Origin of the sequence: Spirillospora sp. NPDC000708 (assembly GCF_040299565.1) — a bacterium.
Classification (GTDB): Bacteria; Actinomycetota; Actinomycetes; order Streptosporangiales; family Streptosporangiaceae; genus Spirillospora.
Window position 1 is genome coordinate 45,375 of the sequence record NZ_JBEPCJ010000014.1, and the last position, 18,064, is coordinate 63,438.

Genomic DNA, 18,064 nt, shown 5'->3' on the forward strand with positions numbered 1-18,064 from the left:
GGAGGAGGCCGGATGACCGTCCACGAAGCCCGGATCGGCCGGTACTACGAGGACTTCGCCGTCGGCGACGTGTTCCAGCACCCGTTCGGCCGCACCATCGGCGAGAGCGACAACACCTGGTTCACGCTGCTGACGCTGAACACCAACCAGAACCACTACAACGCCGACTTCGCCGCCCGCTCCCCGACGGGCAGGGTCATCGTGAACTCGGGCCTGACGGTCGCGCTCGTCCTCGGCCTGTCGGTGATCGACATCAGCCAGACCGCGCTGCTGAACCTCGGCTGGACCGACATCAGGCTCACCCACCCGGTGTTCGTCGGCGACACCCTCTACGCCGAGTCGCTGATCACCGGCATGCGGGAGTCGGCGTCCCGGCCCTACGCCGGCATCGTCACCGCCGACACCCGCGGCCTGAACCAGGACGGCGACGAGGTCGTCTCGTGGACGCGCACCGTCATGGTCTACAAGCGGGACGCGCCCCACGACAAGAAGTACTTCCCCGAGGCCAAGACCGGGCCGATGACGGCATGAGGATCACCTACGGGCCGTGGGGCGAGACCCTCGCCGAGCTGGTCGAGGCCGCGCGGGCCGCCGAGGACGCCGGCGCGGAGGCCGTGTGGCTCCCCGAACTGCACCGCAGTGCGACCGTCCCGGCGGCGGCGGTCGCCGCCGGAACCCGCCGCGCCCAGGTCGGCACGGCGATCGCGCTGGCCTTCGCCCGCAGCCCGATGACCACCGCGCTGGAGGCTCTCGACCTCGCCGAGCTGTCCGGCGGACGGTTCGTCCTCGGCCTCGGCACCGGCGTGAAGCGGCTCAACGAGGACTGGCACGGCGTGCGCTGGGAGCGCCCGGCCGCGCGGCTCCGCGAGACCGTCGCGATCATCCGGCACTTCGCCGCGCACGCCGCGTCCGGCGAGCCGATGACCGTCGAAGGTGAGCTGGCGAGCCTGCGGGTGCGCGGCTACCGGCGACCCTTCCCCGCCACCCCGTTCCCCGTCTACCTCGCCGGGACGGGCCCGGTGATGACGGGCCTGGCCGGGGAGATCGCCGACGGCTGGATCTCGCACGAGCTGTGCTCGCCCGCGTGGCTGCGCGAGCGCGCCCTGCCCCTGCTGCGTCCCGGCATGGACATCGTTGTGTCGGCCGCCTGCTCCATCGACGACGACCCGGCGGAGGCGCGCCGGCGTGCCGCGGGGGTGGCCGGGTTCTACGCGTCGGTCCGCACCTACGCCGATTTCTTCGCCTTCCACGACCTCGCCGCCGAGCAGAACGCGGTGGCCGACGCCTTCCGCGCCAGAGCGCGCGCCGACGGCCTCGCCGCCGCCGTGCCCGACCGGATGGTCGGCGCGCTCACCCTCAGCGGCACCGCCGGGCAGGTCGCCGACCGCATCGCCGACTACGCCGGGCACGCCACGACGATCAAGCTGACGCCCCCCGCGCACGGGCTCGCCCCCGAGGAGATCCGCACCGCGCAGGCCCGGATCATCGACCTGATCAAGGAGCTGGCATGAGGCCGCTGGAGGACGTGCGGATCGTCTCGCTGGAGCAGTACGGCGCGGGCCCGTTCGGCTCGCTGCACCTGGCCGACCTCGGCGCCGAGATCATCAAGATCGAGGACCCGTGGACCGGCGGCGACGTCGGCCGCTACGTCCCCCCGTACGCCGACGGCGAGGACTCGCTGTTCCACGAGGCGTTCAACCGCAACAAGCGGTCGGTGTCGCTCGACCTGTCCACCGAGGCGGGCCGGACGGTGTTCGAGGAGCTCGTCCGGGTCTCCGACGCGGTCTACTCCAACCTGCGCGGCGACGTGCCCGCCAAGCTGCGCATCACCTACGACGACCTCAAGCACCTCAACCCGCGGATCGTGTGCTGCTCGCTCACCGGCTTCGGCATGACCGGCCCGCGCTCGAAGGAGCCAGGCTACGACTACATCCTGCAGGGCCTCGCCGGCTGGATGGACCTGACCGGCGAGCCGGACGGGCCGCCCGCCAAGTCCGGGCTGTCCCTCGTCGACTACTCCGGCGGCTACGTGGCCGTGCTGTCGCTGCTGGCCGCCCTGCACGCCGCCCGCCGCGACGGCGCCGGGATGGACTGCGACGTCTCGCTGTACGACACGGCGATCTCCATGCTCACCTACCCGGGCGTCTGGCACCTCAACGCCGGGTTCGTCCCGTCCCGCACCCGGCACTCCGCGCACCCGTCACTGGTGCCGTTCCAGAACTTCCGCGCCAAGGACGGCTGGCTCGTCGTCGGCTGCGCGAAGGAGAAGTTCTGGCGGCGGCTCACCACCGTCCTCGGCCGTCCGGACCTGGCGGGCGACCCGCGCTTCGCGACGTTCGCGGACCGGCAGAGCAACGCCCGCGACCTGCTCGACCTGCTCGAACCGCTGTTCCTGACGCGGACGGTCGCCGAATGGCTGGAGCCCCTGTACGCCGCGTCCGTCCCGTGCGGGCCGGTCAACGACGTCGCCGCCGCGCTCGCCGAACCGCACACCGCCGCCCGCGGCCTCGTCGTCGAGACCGGCCACCCCCGCTACGGGACGGTGAAGAACCTCGCCTCGCCGGTCCGGGCCGGCGACCGGCCGCCCGCCTACCGGCGCGCCCCGCAGCGCGGTGAGGACCTCGCCCACGTCACCGCCGAGGTCCTCGGCTACACCGCCGAACGCGTCGCCGAACTCGCCGCCGCGGGCGCCTTCGGCCCGGTGCCCGCATGACGGCCGCCCGCGCACTCGCGGAATGGGCGCTCGGGCTCATCCATGAGGACGTGCCGGAACCCGTGCGGCGCGCCGCGCTTCGGCAGGTCCTGGACGGTCTCGGATGCGCGGTCGCCGCATCCCGCCGGAACGCCGCCGACGCCGCCGTCCTGACCGCGCTGGAGCTGGGCGGCGGACGTCCCGAGGCGACCGTCATCGGGCAGCCCGCCGGCCAAGGCCGCGTGACGAGGGCCGAGGCGGCGTTCGCCAACGGCGTCCTGATGCACGCGCTCGACTTCGACGACACCCACGCGGGCGGGCTCGTGCACGCGTCCGCGCCCGTCGTCCCGGTCGCGCTCGCGGAGGCGGAGGCGCTCGGGCTCGGCGGACCCGACCTTCTGCTCGGCGCCATGGTGGGGCTGGAGGCCATCTGCCGGCTCGGCGCCGCGGCCCCGCACGGCTTCCACTCCCGCGGCCTGCACGCCACCGCCGCCTGCGGGGTGCTCGCCGCCGCGCTCACCGCGTCCCGGATGCGCGGGCTGACCGTCGACGAGACCGTCCATGCCCTCGGCATCGCCGGGAGCCAGGCCGGCGGCCTGCTGGAGTTCCTCAACACCGGCGCGTCCACCAAGCAACTGCACGCCGGCTTCGCCGCGCGCGCGGGAGTGCTCGCCGCGACCCTCGCGTGCCACGGCGCCACCGGGCCCGGCACGGTGATCGAGGGCGAGCACGGCCTGTACGGGGCGCTGCTCGGCCGCCGCGTCGAACCGGCGGCGGTCGTCGACGGGCTCGGCGAGCGATGGGAGCTGACCCGGATCACCGTCAAGCCGTATCCCGCCTGCCAGCTCCTGCACGCCCAGCTCGACGCCGCACGCGGCCTGCACGGCGCCGGGGTCGAGAGCATCACCGCCGAGGTGCACCCGGACGCCGCGCCGATCGTCTGCGCGCCCGGCAAGGAGCGGCCCCGCACGCCCTACGACGCGAAGTTCAGCCTGCCCTGGAGCGTGGCCGCCATGGTGATCGACGGCTCGGTGACCACCGCGACCTACGACGCGATCGACCGTCCCGAGGTGCTCGCCCTCGCCGGCCGCGTCCGCACCGAGGTCGTCGACTTCGGCGGCGCCGCCGCCGACCAGCCGGGACGGCTCCGCGCCGTCACCCGCGACGGCCGCGAGATCCGCGCCGAGGTCCCGCGCAGCGGCGGCGGCCCGGACGATCCCGGCATCGACCGGACCGTCCGGGAGAAGGCCCTCGCGAACCTGGGCGACCCCGGGCACGTGACCGAGATCCTCGCCCTGCCCGACCGCACGTCGACCCGGCCGCTGCTCGCGGTCCTGGAGGCGCGGCGACCAGCAACGGAGGAAGCATGACCTTACGGTTGTCCGCCTGTGCCGGGACGGTCCGGGGCGCCTACGGGCGGGCCCTCGCGGAGCTGGCGAAGGCCGGTGCGGGGCCGTGCGACGTCGTCCATGTCGTGGAGTACGCCACCGGGACCGCGCTCGCGATGTACGCCGAGGTCGACGCGGCCCGTCGGGACTCGCTCGGCGCCCACCGCGCGCCGGTCGCGACGGTGGCCGTCGAAGCGCTGCCCGGCGGCGAGGACCTGGCCGTCGAGCTGACCGCCTTCCCCGGCGGCGGCGAGCTGATCGAGGCCGCGCTCGACGACGGCATGCATCGCGGCACGGTCCGCGTCGCCGGCGGCACCGTCTACCTCCCGAGCCTCCACCCGCGCGGCGGCGACTTCCGCTCCCAGTACCGGCAGTGCCTCGAACAGGCCGCCGACCTGCTGAAAGCCGCGGGGCTCGGGCTTGGCGCGCTCGTCCAGACGACCGACTACACGGCGAGCGCGACCCGGTCGGAGTACCCGCGCTGCGGCCGGGTCCGCAAGGAACTCCTCGGCACCGGGGACGGGGTGTACCCCGGCGCCGCCGGCATCATCGTCGACCGGCCGGTCGTGCCGGGCGCGATGGTGTCGCTGGACGCGACCGCGTCGACCGCGACGCTGAAGACCGTCAACCCCGGCTGGAAGCGGTACGACACGCTCACCTACAAGCCGGGCGTCGCGGCGGGCGGCACCCTGTTCATGTCGGGGTTCGGGGCGCTCGAACCCGCCACCCAGAAGGGCATCTTCGACGGCGACCTGCTCGCCCAGGCCGAGTACGTCTACGCCTCCATCGCGGCGACGCTCCGCGAGGCGGGCCTCGGCGACCGGCCGCCCTACGGCGGCGTCGTCCGGCTCGTCGAGTACCTCACCCCGGACGCCGTCGCCGGCTACGGCGACGTCGCCGAGATCCGCCGCAGGTACTTCGGCGACTCCCCGGCGCTGTCCTCGGTGGTGTGCTCGGCCCTGCTGCGCCCCGACTTCCTGATCGAGGTCGTCCCGACGGCGGTGCTCGCCCCGGCGGGAGAGAGCGCATGAGCCTGCTGACCGAGGAGATGAAGGCGCTCATCGGGAGCGAGGTCGTCTACACGGCGCCGGAGGAGCTCGGGCGCGCGTCGATCCGGTACTTCGCGCAGGCCGTCGGCGACGGCAACCCGCTCTACACCGATGACGCCTACGCGCGCGAGCACGGGTACGGCGGCGTCATCGCCCCGCCCACGCTCATCATGGAGACGAACCAGTACACCGGCCTGCCGCGCGGCGACGACGGGTACGCCGGGCACCTGTGGCATCTGGACGTCCCCGGCACGCGGCTGGTGCGCGGCGGCAACTCCTACGCGTTCCACCGTCCCGTCCGCCCGGACGACGTCATCACCGCGACCTGGCGGATCAGCGACATCACCGAGCGGGTCAACGGCAGAGGGCAGGCGATGCTCATCGTCACCTCCACCGCCGCCTACACCGACCAGCGCGGCGAACCGCTCGCCACCAACGAGGAGACGCTGATCTACGTGGAGATCGCATGACGGCCGTCGCGGTGGGGGACGCGGTCCCCGAGTTGGTACGGCGCATCGAACTCGCCGACATGATCGCCTACGCGGGCGCGACGTGGGACTGGCAGCGCATGCACTACGACCCCGCGTTCCTCGAACAGCGCAGGCTCCCCGCACCCGTCGTGGACGGCCAGGTGTTCGGCGCGCTGCTCGCCGAGCAGGTGCAGGACTGGCTCGGCCCGTCCGCGCGGCTGGCGACCCTCCGGTTCCGGTTCAAGAACCTGGTGTTCGCGAACGAGACCGTCCGCTGCACCGGGACCGTCACGGCGGTGGACGGCGACCTGGTGACCATCGAGCAGCAGGTCGAGGTGGTGGAGGACGGCCGCGTCGCCGTCGCCCCCGCCGGCTGCGAGGTGCGCGTTCCAGGAGGGGCGCTGTGACGGTCGCGATCGCCGGCGCCGCCGAATCCGACCTCGGCGTCACCGGCGCGTCCGTCCTCGCCCTCCACGCGCAGGCGATCAGCCGCGCGCTGGACGACGCCGGGCTCGCGCTCCGCGACGTCGACGGCGTCGCGACCACCGGCGTCTCCCGGTTCTCCGCCACCCAGCTGGCCGACTACCTGGGCGTCCGGCCGTCCTGGACGGACTCGACGTTCGCCGGGGGATCGGCGTTCGAGATGTTCGTCGCCCGCGCCGCGCAGGCCATCGACGCGGGGCAGTGCCGCACCGTCCTCATCGCGTTCGCGTCGAACCAGCGGTCCGCGCGGTCGCGGTCGCTCGGCGGCGCCGCCGACCCGCACACCCCCGAGGCGATCTTCGAGTCGCCGTACGCGCCGCTGTACCCGATCTCGTACTACGCGATGGCCGCGCAGCGCTACCTGCACGCCTACAAGGCCGGCCGCGAGCAGATCGCCGAGGTCGCCGTCGCCGCGCGGGAATGGGCGCTGCGCAACCCGAAGGCGTTCCGGTACGGCGGGGGACCGCTCAACGCCGGTGATGTCCTCGACGCGCCGATGATCTCGACGCCGCTGACGTCCGCCGACTGCTGCCTCGTCACCGACGGCGGCGGCGCCGTCGTCCTCACCTCGCTGGAACGCGCCCGCGACCTGCGGCGGCCGCCGGTCGTCGTCCTCGGCTACGGCGAGTCCACCACCAACACCAGCATGACCTCGGCCGACGACCTGCTGCGCCCCGGCTCGTTCGACTCCGGACGCCGCGCGTTCGCGATGGCCGGGCTGGGACCGTCCGACGTGGACGTCGCCGAGGTCTACGACTCCTTCACCATCACCGTCCTGCTGACCCTCGAAGGGCTCGGGTTCTGCGCGCCCGGCGAGGCCGCCGGATTCGTCGCCGGCGCTCGGACCCGCCCCGGCGGCGCCTTCCCCCTGAACACCAACGGCGGCGGCCTGTCCTACTGCCACCCCGGGCAATACGGGCTGCTGCTGCTCGTCGAGGCCGTCCGGCAGCTGCGCGGCGAATGCGGCGACCGGCAGGTCCGCGGCGCCGAGGTCGCGCTCGCGCACGGCACCGGCGGCATCCTGTCCAGCCACGCCACCGTCCTGCTGGGAGCCGACCGGTGATCGAGGACCGGTGGTGGGACGCCACCCGGGACAGGTGCCTGGTCGTCCAGCGCTGCGCCTGCGGCCACGCCCAGCACTACCCGCGCGAACTGTGCACCCGCTGCGGCGGCACCGACCTGGAGTTCGCCGACGCCTCCGGGCGCGGCACCGTCGACTCGTTCACCGTCGTGCACCGCGCCCCGTCCCCGGACGCCGAGGTGCCCTACACCGTCGCGCGGGTCCGGCTCGCCGAAGGCCCGATCATCCTCACCCACCTGGACGGCCCCGGCCCCTGGACCTGCGACGAGCCCGTCCGGCTCGGCTGGCGGCCCCTCCCGGACGGCCGCCACCTCCCCGTCTTCGCCAAGGACGCCTGATGGACTTCGAACTGACCGAAGAGCAGCGCCTCTTCCGCGACGCCCTCCGCGACTTCGTCGACCGCGAGATCCGGCCCGTCGCCCGGGAATGGGAGGCCGCCGACCGATACCCGGCCGAGATCGTCGAGACGATGAAGGGGCTCGGCCTGTTCGGGCTGACCGTCCCCGAGGAGTACGGCGGCCTCGGCGCCGACATGGTCTCCTTCGCCCTCGTCTTCGAGGAGATCTCCAAGGGCTGGATGGGCATCGCCGGCATCCTCGGCAGCCACTCGCTGTCCTGCTGGATGATCGCCCGGCACGGCACCGCCGAGCAGAAGGCCCGGTTCCTGCCCGACCTCGCCGCCGGCCGCCGCCGCACCGGCATCGCCCTCACCGAACCCGGCGCCGGCACCGACCTGCAGGGCATCGCCACCACCGCGCGCCGCGACGGCGGCCACTACGTGATCGACGGGCGCAAGACCTGGATCACCAACGCCCGGCACGCCGGCCCGCTGCCCGTGCTGGTCAAGACCGACCCGTCCGCCTCGCCCGCGCACCGCGGCATGTCCGTCCTGATCGTCGAGGACGGCTTCGAGGTACTGCGCGACCTGCCCAAACTCGGTTACAAGGGCACCGAGTCATGCGAGATCGTGTTCGACGGCGTGCGCGTCCCCGCCGGGAACCTGCTCGGCGGCGCCGAGGGGCGCGGCATGCAGCAGGTGTTGTCCGGCCTGGAGACCGGCCGCATCAACGTCGCCGCCCGGTCCCTCGGCATCGCGCAGGCCGCCTACGACGAGGCGCTGCGGTACGCGGCGCGGCGCGAGGCGTTCGGCCGCCCGATCCAGGACTTCCAGGCGATCCAGCTCAAGATCGCGGACATGGCGATCAAGGTGCAGGCCGCCCGGCTGCTCGTGTACTGGGCCGCGTCCCGCGCCGACGCCGGCGACCGCGTCGACATGCAGGCGGGCATGGCCAAGACCTTCGCCAGCGAGGCCGCCATCGACTGCGCCCTCGCCTCGATGCAGGTCCACGGCGGCTACGGCTACTCCAAGGAGTTCACCGTCGAGCGCCTCTACCGGGACGCGCCGCTGATGAGCATCGGCGAGGGCACCAACGACATCATGCGCACCGTCATCGCCAAGGCGCTGACCTCCGGTCAGGAGACCGTCGGGTGAGGACGACCGCACTCTACGTCCCGGGCGACCGCCCGGACCGCCTCACCAAGGCCCTGACGCTCGGCGCCGACGAACTGATCGTCGACCTGGAGGACGCGGTACCCCTCGCCGCCAAGGCGGAGACCCGCACCGCCGTCGCGGCCTGGCTCCGCACGCTGCCCGCCGACCGGCCGCACGTCACCGTCCGCGTCAATCCCGGCGAACTCGGCCGCGCCGACGCCCGCGCGGTCGCCGGCCCCGGCCTCGACGGCCTGTGCGCCGCCAAGGTCGAAAGTGCGGACGACCTGCACGCCCTCGACGCCGCCCTCGCGGGCGCGCCCGGCCTCTCCGTCGTTCCGCTGCTGGAGTCCGCCGCCGCCGTCCTGGCGGCACCCGAGATCGCGGCCGCGCCGCGGGTCGCCGGCCTCCAGCTCGGCGAGGCCGACCTGGCCGCCGACCTCGGCGTCACCCCCGGCCCGGACGAGTCCGAGCTGCTCTGGGCCAGGTCCCAGGTGGTCGCGGCGTCCGCCGCCGCCGGGCTCCGTGCGCCGATCGGCCCGGTCTCCACCGAGTTCCGCGACCTCGATGCCTTTCGCGCGACCACGCTGCGCCTCAAGCGGCTCGGCTTCCGCGGCCGCGCCTGCATTCACCCGGCTCAGCTTCAGGTCGCCGCGGAGGTCTTCACTCCGACACCGTCCGAGCTGGATCGGGCCCGCGCCCTGCTCGCCCGCCACGAGGCCGCCCTGGCCTCCGGCTCCGCCGTGTCCGTCGGTGAGGACGGCCGCCTGGTCGACGAGGCCGTCGTCCGCGCCGCCCGCACCCTCCTCACCTGACCCGCGACGTGGGGATCGTCGCTCGAACGGCTCCATGCCGGGTCCTGCTGAGGGACCCGGCCGCAAGCCGGTTCGGCAGCGGTGTTCGCTCATGAGGTCGTGAACCGCATACGCCGGCGATCAAGATCGTTGTCCTTGACGTGGAGCGGCTGATCAAGGTCGATCGGGACGAATGGGTGCCGGTGTTCACCGTCCTGTCGGTGCGGCAGTCCCGACGTCTGGTGCGGATCGTTGCAGGTAGTGGCGGTGAGCAGGTCGGCAATGGGCGACGGTGGAGTCTGCCGGCCCCGGTCGCTGACCGGCACGGCGCCGACACCCTACCGGCGGCCCCGCGACGCTGGCGAGCTGCCCGCCTGGCAGCACGATCTCAACACCGTCCACGAACGCGTGCGCATCCGCGTCGAGCACGTCTTCGCGCACATGAAGTGATCAAAATCCTGGGCAACTGCCCCCGCAAAAGCGCCGGCGTCCAGCACGCCACCCGCTGCATCGCCCTCATATGCAAGTTCCGCTGGACGCGACCGGGGAGGACCTTTTGACCGAGCGTCATGGGCTCGGTGCGGCGTTTCCGGCTAACGTGATCTATCCACTGGGACGAAAGCCGCTTTCTGGCTGTGAGTCCGCGGCTGCTGGCTCCCCTTATGGCTCCCGAGCGCCGTTCAGGGAGCCCCGGAGCGACTCCAGTTTAGCCCTCTGACCTGCATAAACTCTGTCGGGACGGCGGGATTTGAACCCACGACCCCTTGACCCCCAGGCACAGAAGATCAGTGGATCAAGGTCGATGGAAGTCGATCGGGGAGCCCCTCACCTGCAGAAACGCTCTGGGAGAGTCGAGGTGGGTCCGGGGGAGTCCACCTACGGTGGCTCCCCAACTGGCTCCCTCTGCTCCTGCCCGCAAGGTTGGAGGTGCTCAACGACGAACAAGGTCATATTCAGCGGCGGAGGTCGCTGCAGCGTCAGTCGCCCTTGATTCGTGTCGATGGAGTGGATCGCCGGACAAGGCCGCCTCACACCTGGATGAACACGGATGCCGGTGGGCGGATCCCAGCAACTCGACACCCTGCGGATGGGGTTCCACCCTGATCGTGGACACCGGTTGCTATGCGGCGGCTGCCAGCCTAGATGATCTCTGTTCGTACTCGACCGGGCTGAGGTAGCCGAGGGCCGAATGTCTCCTTCGGGTGTTGTAAAAGGTCAGCCAGCGGAACACCTCCATCCGGGCCTGGCCCGTGCTGGGCCAGCCACCCCCCCCGGCGGGCAAGATCTCGCGCTTGAGGCCGGCGAAGAACGCCTCGGCCAGGCTGTTGCCAGCGCTGGAGCCGACCACTCCCATCGACCGGCGGACTCCAGCCGCCGCGCATGCCTCGGCGAATGCCTGGGAGGTGTACTGGGCCCCGTGGTCGGAATTGAAGATCACTCCAGCGACGTTCCCGCCACGTGTGGCCACGGCGGCGTTGAGGGCATCGACGACCAGCTCGGCACGCATGTGCTCGGCCATGGAGTAGCCGAGCAGCCGCCGGGTCCCGATATCGATCACGGTCGCCAAGTACATCCACCTCCCGGCGACCGGCAGATAGGTCACATCACCGCACCAGCGCACGTCAGCCGCCCCGACACTGAAGTCACGCCGCAGCAGGTCCGGCACCGGCGAGGCCGACCGATCGGGCACAGTGGTCCGGCACCGGCGGCGCAGATGCCGGCCGACAATGGCGTGCTCGCGCATCATCCGCTCGACGCGTTTGCGATTCACCCGATGCCCTTGGTCGCGCAGTTCGGAGTGCACCCGCGGCGATCCATAGGTCGCGCCGGAGCCGGCGTGGATCCTACGGATCCGTTCGGCCAGAGACCGGTCTGCGGCCTTGCGGGCGGCCCGGGCGGCACTGGCCTGCCGCCACCGATAGAACCCCGACCGTGAGACACCCAGAACCCGGCACAGCCGCTTCACGCCGAACGCGCGATGGTGGGCTTCGACGAAGGAGAAGCGGCTCAATCCAACGTCTCCCGAGCGAAATAGGCGGCCGCCTTGCGCAAGATCTCCCGCTCGAGCTTCAGCTCGGCGACTTCCTTGCGCAGCCGGGCCAACTCGGCGTCCTTGGCCGACTCGGCCGCCGCCCGGGAAGCTCTGCGGTCTGGGCCGCACGCACCCAGGTCCGCAACGTCTCATGGTTGACCCCAAGCTCCTTGGCGACCTGGGCGATCGGCTTGCCCAACGACCGCACCAAGGCCACCGCGTCAGAGCGAAACTCCGCCGGGTACCTGAACGTCCCCAACAAGGACTCCTCTCCCTTGACCACTCATGATCCAGGTCTCGAGGTGTCCACAATCAAGGGGGAGGTCCCCACAGACGTGGCGGGCTGGTTTGCCCTTCCCGTCCAGCCGGAGATCCGCCACAGCGCCACCGCATAGCCCACCGCCAGCACGGCCAGCCCGACCCCAGCAAGCACCCGCTCCCGCACGGCGCGCGCTTGGCGCGCGTGCGGTGTCACTCGGCTTCGGCGGCGCGTTCGAGGGCCTGCGCGCGTGCCTCGGCTGCGCGGGCGCGTTCGGTGGCGGCGCCGAGCTGCTCGCGCACGGCCGCGGCGTCGGCGCGCGCGTCCTCCAGCGCGCGCCTGCAGCGCCGCCGCGAACGCGTACCCGAACACTTCCTGCCCTTCGTCGGCATGGCCGCCGCCCTCATCTGCGACCGCCGACTCACCAAGTGAGGCGGGTCGAGATAGCGTGGTCTTACTCGATTTCTAGGTTGCCGTGCTCTGCTGGCGCTCAGGTAGGGCGCCGTCCCAAGTAGTTCAACAGGCGGGTCTGCGGGGCCGCTTCGGACGGTGCTGGAATTTCCGGGGCGTAGTGGCGGAGGTCTCTCTGCATCCCAATGGCGAGGCGAGCGGCGTCGAGACCGGCCGTCCATGTCGCGTCCGTGCAGGTGAAGGTGGCACCTGTGGCTTGGTGAAGGTCCCAGCCGTGGGCTAGCAGGTCGAACAAGTTGATGCCGGCGGCCTGCTGGGCGGTGAAGGTGCCGAAGGGAAGACGGCAGTGTCGGCGCGGATCGGCGCTACGCCAGGCGGTTAGTGCATGATCGGCGGCGAGGCCCCACGCGGCGCGGTGGTCGGTGCCGATGAAGTCGTGGCGCGAAGTGCGTGGCCGGTCGGTCGTGCCATCGGCGGAGGCGGTGAACTTGGCGGTGACCGCGATCGCGTGATTGATGACGTCGCCGACGCTCCAGCCGGGATTGACGGTGGCGAGCGTGAGATCAGCCGTATCGATCCCATCAAGGAGTACGTGCCAGGACCGTAGAGCGGCGGCGAGTGCTCGCATGGTCGGGTGGTCGTCCATCTGCCCACGGTAGGGCGTGTAGACATGCGCCTCATGCCGCCCGAAGCGGACTGCTCCGTGGACCCTGCGGGCAGAAGTTTCGCGTCCGCTCATCGATCTCGTCGAGCGCTAACCCAGGCACGCCGCGCGTCCGTGATCGCCGGGCCAATTGGAGGCGGTCCGGCTGCTGGCCGCCCGGCACATTGATCGGCACTGAAACCTCCGCTGCTGCGCACGCGCTATTGAGCGGGGTGCGGCGATGTTAGATCGGCTGCGCCGAACAGGGCGCCTCGCGCGGTGGATGTGGTGCGCGCCGCCTAGAAAAAGTTTGCTTGACAACAAGGAACACGCTTTAAGTGGCTACGTGCATCCTTTAAGAGGGTGTCTCATGTGGGTTATCACGGCAACTGTAGTTCGTGATGTTGTGGGCTCATTGCAGGTAACGGATGTGTTGGTCGGCATGGGTGACGGCCGTTGTGGTCATGATGAACTGTGACGAAACGCCATGTGACGACGACCGTCCCCTCGGCCGTAGCTCATCCGGATCACCTCGCGCTGCTGGAGGGCTTGAGGCGTCGGTGGCCGCCTTGTTCCGGCGCCGAGAGCCGCGCATGGCGTTTCGTTCATAGCAGCGGACCAGTGGGTTCGGGACCGGCTGCCCGCCCTGACCGCGCACCACGGCAGGAGCCTTGACGATCACCTGGGGCAGCCGCTGGCAGGTTTTGCTGGACACGTGTCCAATTTCTGGCCTACTGTCAGGATCCCCGGTTACGTCAAGGAGTCCTGATGGGTGTTCCGTCCCGCGAGGCGCGGCTTGCACACGCTCGAATCCACTGTCCCTACTGGAACGAAGGACGGCGCGAGGAATGGCTCGCCTCTTGGGCCACGCTCGCGCAGGGCGAGGTCCGCATGTTCGACCCCGTGGGGACGAAGGAGAAGCACGGGCTGGCGCACGCCACCTCTGAGGCCTGGGACATGTTCAACGAGCACCTCAAGATGAACATGGTCGTCGCGCACGTCAACGGAGATGAGATGGCCTGGGTCATCGAGTGCCTGTTCACGGCCAACGGCAAGACCCTGCGGACCCACAGCATCGAGACCTTCACCTGGGCTGAAAACGGCGACCTGACGATCAAGACCTACTACGACATGCCCGAGTCCATCGGTGCCGACGACGACCCGTACGAGCATCTGCTCGGCGCGGAGAACGTCATCCCCAACTAGTACTCCAGCTGTAGATGGTGATCTCGCTGGTCGCGTGGGGTTGATGCATTGATACCCAGACCGCGAGGTAGGTACGAACGGCCTCCGCGTGATCACCGGGTGTTGTGTGGACATCCAAAGATCGTGCGGTGGCCGGTGGCGGGGCATGTTCGAGGAGCTGATGGGCCGGTCGGCCTGCCGGTTTCCTCGAGTGGAGCCACACCGTACGGCGTGGGCGATGCTCCTGGGATTGCCGGCCGAGCTGCCGCAGAAGAATTACGCGTCCTGCGGGACAATGCGGAATCGTGTCGTCGGATCTTGCGGTGCGTCTGGTGCCGGATGAGTTGTGGGAGCTTGTCGAGCCGCTGATCCCGGTGTTCAGACCGCGGCGGCAGGGTGGCGGGACGGCGGCGGTGGACGATCGGGCGGTGTTCACCGCGATCGTGCCCCCTTTTCGCGCGGACAGCCGCGGCGTCCACGATCGCCGATGCCCAGTCCACCTGGCCCCGCGCACCCAGCTCGTCCAGCATCGCGCGATGCAGCCGCGGCCACAGCCCCGCCCGAGGCGGTGAACCGGCGATGGGCGGACGGCCACGCTGACCGGCCCCAATCCGGTCGATCGGGGCAAGAAGGGCAGCAAGCTCCATGTGCTGTCCGACGCTGCTGGGCTGCCGCTGGTGGTCGCTGTGTTCGGCGGCCAACGTCCACGACAGCCAGGCCCTCAAGCCGTTGCTGATGGCGTTGCCAGCGATCCGATCGCGCCGTGGGCCACGTCGGCGACGGCCGGTGAAGATGCGCGCCGACAAGGCGTACCACTCCGCCGAGCACCCGACCTGGTTGCGGCGACGCGGAATCGTGCCGTGCATCTCCCGCCCCGGCATCGAGTCCGGTGAACGAGTCATTAGGGATCATGGCCTGACGGTTGATCGTTAGGGTGATCGGCGTCGGGTTGGCGGCGGTCCTGGGGTTGCGGGTGACCTCGATCGATCGGACCGCGTATCCGCAGTTTGCGCGGGTGTTGTCGGCGCCTGGGTTGGCGGAGGCGTTTACGCCGACCGAGGCCGAGGTGGAGTGGGCGCGGTCGCGACCGAGGCGCGGGAAGGGCACACCGGCCATGCGTGCGGGGCCGGGCCGGGGTCAGTCGCCGTCCGCTGTGGCGGGCGAGGGGGAGTGGAGAAGTCTGCTGAACCAGCGGCGGAGGTAGGCGCGGAATTCCTCCGGCGACCGGGGCGGATGGCCGGGGTCTATGACGAAGGACTGCAGCAGCCGGAGCATGAGTTCGACGAGCTCGTCCAGGTCGGTGGCGGTGTAGTCGCGGGCGGTCCAGTCGATGTCGAAGCGGGTGAGGATCATGCGGCCGAGCGCCATCGCGGTGGGCGAGGTGATGCTCTGGGTGAAGGTGCCGGTATGGCCGCTGGGCAGCAGGATCCCGAGGTAGGGATCGTTTGGCAGCTCTTGGATCGTATGGAGCATGCCCTCGGCCAGGATTTCGGCGTCGCCGCTGATGGGGGCGACGTGCGCGGCGAGCCGGTCCAGGAAGTCGCCGACGGCGTGCTGGGCGGCGGCCACGAGTAGTTCCTCGGTGCCGGCGAAGTAGAAGTAGACGGTCTGCCGGGTGACGCCGAGCTCCTTGGCGACGTCGGCCAGGCGGGTCTTGGCCCCGTACCGGTCGATGCACCGCATCGTCGCCCTGATGATCCGGCCTCGGGCCTCGACGTCGTCGCCCGGCTGGTCACCGCGCCATCCATGCGTCCTGGCCATCGCGCGCCCGCCTCCGATCCACCTGCCGCCGTTCCTCGGACGGATCCCCGCGATCCTAAGGGGCCGCGATCGGCCCCGGCCCGCGCACAGGGTCGCCGAGCGCTCTTGACTAGACGACTACCATTATATGTATGGTCGCCTTATGACGGACATCGCCGTGCCCCCCGGCCGCTCCAGCGCGCCGCTGGACGAATCGCTGACCGACCGCGCCCTGGACATCGCCGTGCGCAAGACGACGGAGATGGCCGACAGCACCCTGGCGGTGCCGCTGTCGTACTACCGCGATCCCGCCCTGTACGAGCGCGAGCTCGCGCTGCTCAAGACCACCCCGCTCGCCATCGGGCAGAGCGCGCAGCTCACCGAGCCGCATGCCTATTTCGTCCGCACGGTCCTGGGCAGTTCGCTGCTGGTCACCCGGGACGCCGACGGCAAGGCGCACGTCTTCCTCAACTACTGCCGCCATCGCGGCGCCCGGCCCGCCGAAGGCGAAGGCGTCGCCCGCCGCTTCACCTGCCCGTACCACGCCTGGTCCTACGACACCAAGGGCTGCCTGGCCTCGTTCCCCGGCCGGGCCGGCTTCCCGGACCTGGACAAGAGCCGCTACGGCCTGGTCGAGCTCCCCTCGCAGGAGCGCCACGGGTTCGTGTGGGCGGTGCTGACCGCCGACGCCCCGCTGGACCTGGACGCCCACCTCGGCCCGCTGGACGCCGAGCTCGCCCAGTGGAGGTACCAGGACTACGGCTACCTGACGGCCCGGGAGTTCACCTCAGGCGTGAGCTGGAAGGGCGCGCTTGAGGCCTTCGCGGAGGGCTACCACTTCCCCTTCGTCCACGGCAAGAGCCTCATCGGCCAGAACACCATGGCCGACACCTCGATCCACGACACCTTCGGCCGGCACCACCGGATGGGCTTCCCCTTCAACTGGATCACCGCCCTGGCCGACGCCCCCGACGAAGCGACGCGGCCCGACCGCACCCCGAGCGCGAACATGGGCCTCATCTACTGGGTCTATCCCAACCTCATCCTGGCCAACAGCCCGGTCGGCGTGGAGATCATCGACATGCTCCCCCACGACGCACCGACCACCTGCACCGTGCGGCACAGCTGGATGGGTCTCACCCCCGCCACGGACGAGGCGACCACGGCCATGTACCAGGAGGTGTACGAACAGGTCCACGCCGCCGTCCGCGACGAGGACTTCCTCATGCTGCCCAGCTGCGGCGACGGCGTCCGCAACGGCCAGCACGACCACATGCTCATCGGCCGCAACGAGATCGGCGTCCAGCACATGATCCGCACCATGGCCGACGTCCTGGACATCGCCCTCGACACCGATCGCCCCTAAGAGGGAGTTTCGTCCTGTATCTGTGGTGTCAAGTGCCCCGCCAGGTGACAGTGGCCTCGCCGGTGAGGCGGCGGCTCATCAGGTTGATCATTGCGACGTGGACCATGGCTTCGGATCGGGCCGGCAAGGTGTCGTAGTCGCGTGCCAGGCGGCGGTGCAACATCAGCCGGCCGAACGTGCGCTCCACCACCCAGCGTCGCGGTAGCGGCACGAATCCTTTGGTGGCGGGGTCGCGGCGGACGGGCTCCAGGTCGATGCCCAGGGTGGCGGCGTGGTCGATGACCTTGGTGCGGTAGGCGGTATCGGCCCATGCCTTGGTGATCGTCGGGTGGGTCGCGGCCACGCCGGTCAGCAGCTGCATGCCGGCGGTGCCGTCCGGCACGCTGGCCGCGGTGACCAGCACCGCCAGCAGCAGCCCGAGGGTGTCGGTGACGATGTGGCGTTTGCGGCCCACGATCTTCTTGCCGGCATCGGTGCCCTGGCCGGCGGTGGGCACGTCGATGGAGGTCTTGACGCTTTGGGAGTCGATGATGCAGGCGCTGGGCTGGGCCCGGTGCCCTTCCTGCTCGCGGACCAGGTCACGCAGCAGCCCGGTGAGCTGGGCGAATACTCCGTCGCGCTGCCGGCGGGCGAAGTAGGCGTACACGGTCTGGTAGGGCGGGAAGTCGTGCGGCAGGTAGCGCCACGGGATGCCGGTCCGGTCGACGTACAAGATCGCGTTCATCAGGGTGCGCAGGTCGTGCTCGGGTGGACGGCCGATGGCCAGCGCACCGGCCATGCGTTCCTCGCGCCAGGCGGTCAGGACCGGCTCGATCAACGCCCAGCGGGCATCGGACAGATCACTGGGATAACCACGGCGTGTGCCCATGACCAGGCTGTACGCCACGCGGAACCAGATGCCCAGGCGTATGCAGAATCCGGCAAGGCAGAGCGCGCTCACTTGAGGTTCTGGGACGAGACAGAATTATGCGGGCGAACCGAC

Annotated in this window: 19 protein-coding genes and 1 pseudogene; 15 read left to right on the top strand and 5 right to left on the bottom strand. The window is 70.9% G+C overall.

The features are described from left to right. Nucleotides 1–12 precede the first annotated feature (12 nt). The 12 genes from ABT299_RS12980 (at nt 13) to ABT299_RS13035 (ending at nt 9,896) form a co-directional block, all read left to right on the top strand. A complete protein-coding gene (locus ABT299_RS12980) occupies nt 13–531 on the top strand; it encodes a MaoC family dehydratase (protein WP_500250838.1) in 519 nt (172 codons plus the stop codon). Then, the gene (locus ABT299_RS12985) at nt 528–1,511 is read left to right on the top strand and encodes an LLM class flavin-dependent oxidoreductase (RefSeq protein ID WP_500250839.1); all 984 of its coding nucleotides are present in this window, start codon (nt 528–530) and stop codon (nt 1,509–1,511) included. Before ABT299_RS12980 ends, ABT299_RS12985 begins: the two co-directional genes overlap by 4 nt. After that, nucleotides 1,508–2,713 (top strand): CaiB/BaiF CoA transferase family protein, encoded by a 1,206-nt coding sequence (locus ABT299_RS12990; protein ID WP_500250840.1) that lies wholly within the window; start codon nt 1,508–1,510, stop codon nt 2,711–2,713. Before ABT299_RS12985 ends, ABT299_RS12990 begins: the two co-directional genes overlap by 4 nt. Then, nucleotides 2,710–4,062, top strand: a complete 1,353-nt coding sequence (locus ABT299_RS12995; protein WP_500250841.1) for an MmgE/PrpD family protein — start codon at nt 2,710–2,712, stop codon at nt 4,060–4,062. The genes ABT299_RS12990 and ABT299_RS12995 overlap by 4 nt, the downstream gene beginning before the upstream one ends. Further along, complete coding sequence (locus ABT299_RS13000) at nt 4,059–5,111, top strand: Rid family hydrolase (RefSeq protein WP_500250842.1); 1,053 nt, start codon at nt 4,059–4,061, stop codon at nt 5,109–5,111. Before ABT299_RS12995 ends, ABT299_RS13000 begins: the two co-directional genes overlap by 4 nt. After that, the gene (locus ABT299_RS13005) at nt 5,108–5,599 is read left to right on the top strand and encodes an FAS1-like dehydratase domain-containing protein (protein WP_208271859.1); all 492 of its coding nucleotides are present in this window, start codon (nt 5,108–5,110) and stop codon (nt 5,597–5,599) included. Before ABT299_RS13000 ends, ABT299_RS13005 begins: the two co-directional genes overlap by 4 nt. Next, nucleotides 5,596–6,006, top strand: coding sequence for a MaoC/PaaZ C-terminal domain-containing protein (locus ABT299_RS13010; RefSeq protein WP_500250843.1), 411 nt, complete (start codon nt 5,596–5,598; stop codon nt 6,004–6,006). The genes ABT299_RS13005 and ABT299_RS13010 overlap by 4 nt, the downstream gene beginning before the upstream one ends. Continuing rightward, nucleotides 6,003–7,145 carry an acetyl-CoA acetyltransferase gene (locus tag ABT299_RS13015; protein WP_500250844.1) on the top strand — a complete coding sequence of 381 codons (1,143 nt, stop codon included), beginning with the start codon at nt 6,003–6,005 and terminating at the stop codon, nt 7,143–7,145. The genes ABT299_RS13010 and ABT299_RS13015 overlap by 4 nt, the downstream gene beginning before the upstream one ends. Further along, nucleotides 7,142–7,501 carry a Zn-ribbon domain-containing OB-fold protein gene (locus ABT299_RS13020; RefSeq protein ID WP_500250845.1) on the top strand — a complete coding sequence of 120 codons (360 nt, stop codon included), beginning with the start codon at nt 7,142–7,144 and terminating at the stop codon, nt 7,499–7,501. Before ABT299_RS13015 ends, ABT299_RS13020 begins: the two co-directional genes overlap by 4 nt. Beyond that, nucleotides 7,501–8,655, top strand: a complete 1,155-nt coding sequence (locus ABT299_RS13025) for an acyl-CoA dehydrogenase family protein (RefSeq protein ID WP_500250846.1) — start codon at nt 7,501–7,503, stop codon at nt 8,653–8,655. The genes ABT299_RS13020 and ABT299_RS13025 overlap by 1 nt, the downstream gene beginning before the upstream one ends. Further along, the gene (locus tag ABT299_RS13030; protein ID WP_500250847.1) at nt 8,652–9,467 is read left to right on the top strand and encodes an HpcH/HpaI aldolase/citrate lyase family protein; all 816 of its coding nucleotides are present in this window, start codon (nt 8,652–8,654) and stop codon (nt 9,465–9,467) included. Before ABT299_RS13025 ends, ABT299_RS13030 begins: the two co-directional genes overlap by 4 nt. Nucleotides 9,468–9,713: 246 nt before the next feature. After that, entirely contained in the window at nt 9,714–9,896 is a 183-nt protein-coding gene (locus ABT299_RS13035) for a hypothetical protein (RefSeq protein ID WP_500250848.1), read from the top strand. A 670-nt stretch (nt 9,897–10,566) separates the two neighbouring features. Here the strand turns inward: ABT299_RS13035 and ABT299_RS13040 are convergent. The 3 genes and pseudogenes from ABT299_RS13040 to ABT299_RS13050 form a co-directional block, all read right to left on the bottom strand. Next, a pseudogene (locus tag ABT299_RS13040) lies at nt 10,567–11,737 on the bottom strand (IS3 family transposase). Nucleotides 11,738–11,949: 212 nt separating this feature from the next. Next, nucleotides 11,950–12,129, bottom strand: a complete 180-nt coding sequence (locus ABT299_RS13045) for a hypothetical protein (protein WP_500250849.1) — start codon at nt 12,127–12,129, stop codon at nt 11,950–11,952. Between the two features lie 98 nt (nt 12,130–12,227). After that, complete coding sequence (locus tag ABT299_RS13050; protein WP_500250850.1) at nt 12,228–12,794, bottom strand: TIGR03086 family metal-binding protein; 567 nt, start codon at nt 12,792–12,794, stop codon at nt 12,228–12,230. A gap of 765 nt (nt 12,795–13,559) precedes the next feature. Between ABT299_RS13050 and ABT299_RS13055 the strand changes: the two genes are divergently transcribed. Both ABT299_RS13055 and ABT299_RS13060 read left to right on the top strand, forming a co-directional pair. Then, nucleotides 13,560–13,997: a hypothetical protein gene (locus ABT299_RS13055; protein ID WP_500250851.1), complete on the top strand. Its 438-nt coding sequence runs from the start codon at nt 13,560–13,562 to the stop codon at nt 13,995–13,997. Between the two features lie 624 nt (nt 13,998–14,621). Further along, nucleotides 14,622–14,909, top strand: a complete 288-nt coding sequence (locus ABT299_RS13060; protein ID WP_500250852.1) for a transposase — start codon at nt 14,622–14,624, stop codon at nt 14,907–14,909. A gap of 204 nt (nt 14,910–15,113) precedes the next feature. Here the strand turns inward: ABT299_RS13060 and ABT299_RS13065 are convergent, their stop codons facing one another. Then, on the bottom strand, nt 15,114–15,737 hold the full coding sequence (locus ABT299_RS13065; RefSeq protein WP_500250853.1) for a TetR/AcrR family transcriptional regulator: 624 nt from the start codon (nt 15,735–15,737) through the stop codon (nt 15,114–15,116). A 142-nt stretch (nt 15,738–15,879) separates the two neighbouring features. Here ABT299_RS13065 and ABT299_RS13070 point away from each other — a divergent pair, with 142 nt between their 5' ends. Continuing rightward, the gene (locus ABT299_RS13070) at nt 15,880–17,082 is read left to right on the top strand and encodes an aromatic ring-hydroxylating oxygenase subunit alpha (protein ID WP_500250854.1); all 1,203 of its coding nucleotides are present in this window, start codon (nt 15,880–15,882) and stop codon (nt 17,080–17,082) included. Between the two features lie 28 nt (nt 17,083–17,110). On the opposite strand, the gene ABT299_RS13075 is transcribed toward ABT299_RS13070, so the two are convergent. Next, entirely contained in the window at nt 17,111–17,950 is an 840-nt protein-coding gene (locus tag ABT299_RS13075; RefSeq protein ID WP_500250933.1) for an IS5 family transposase, read from the bottom strand. Nucleotides 17,951–18,064: the final 114 nt, after the last annotated feature.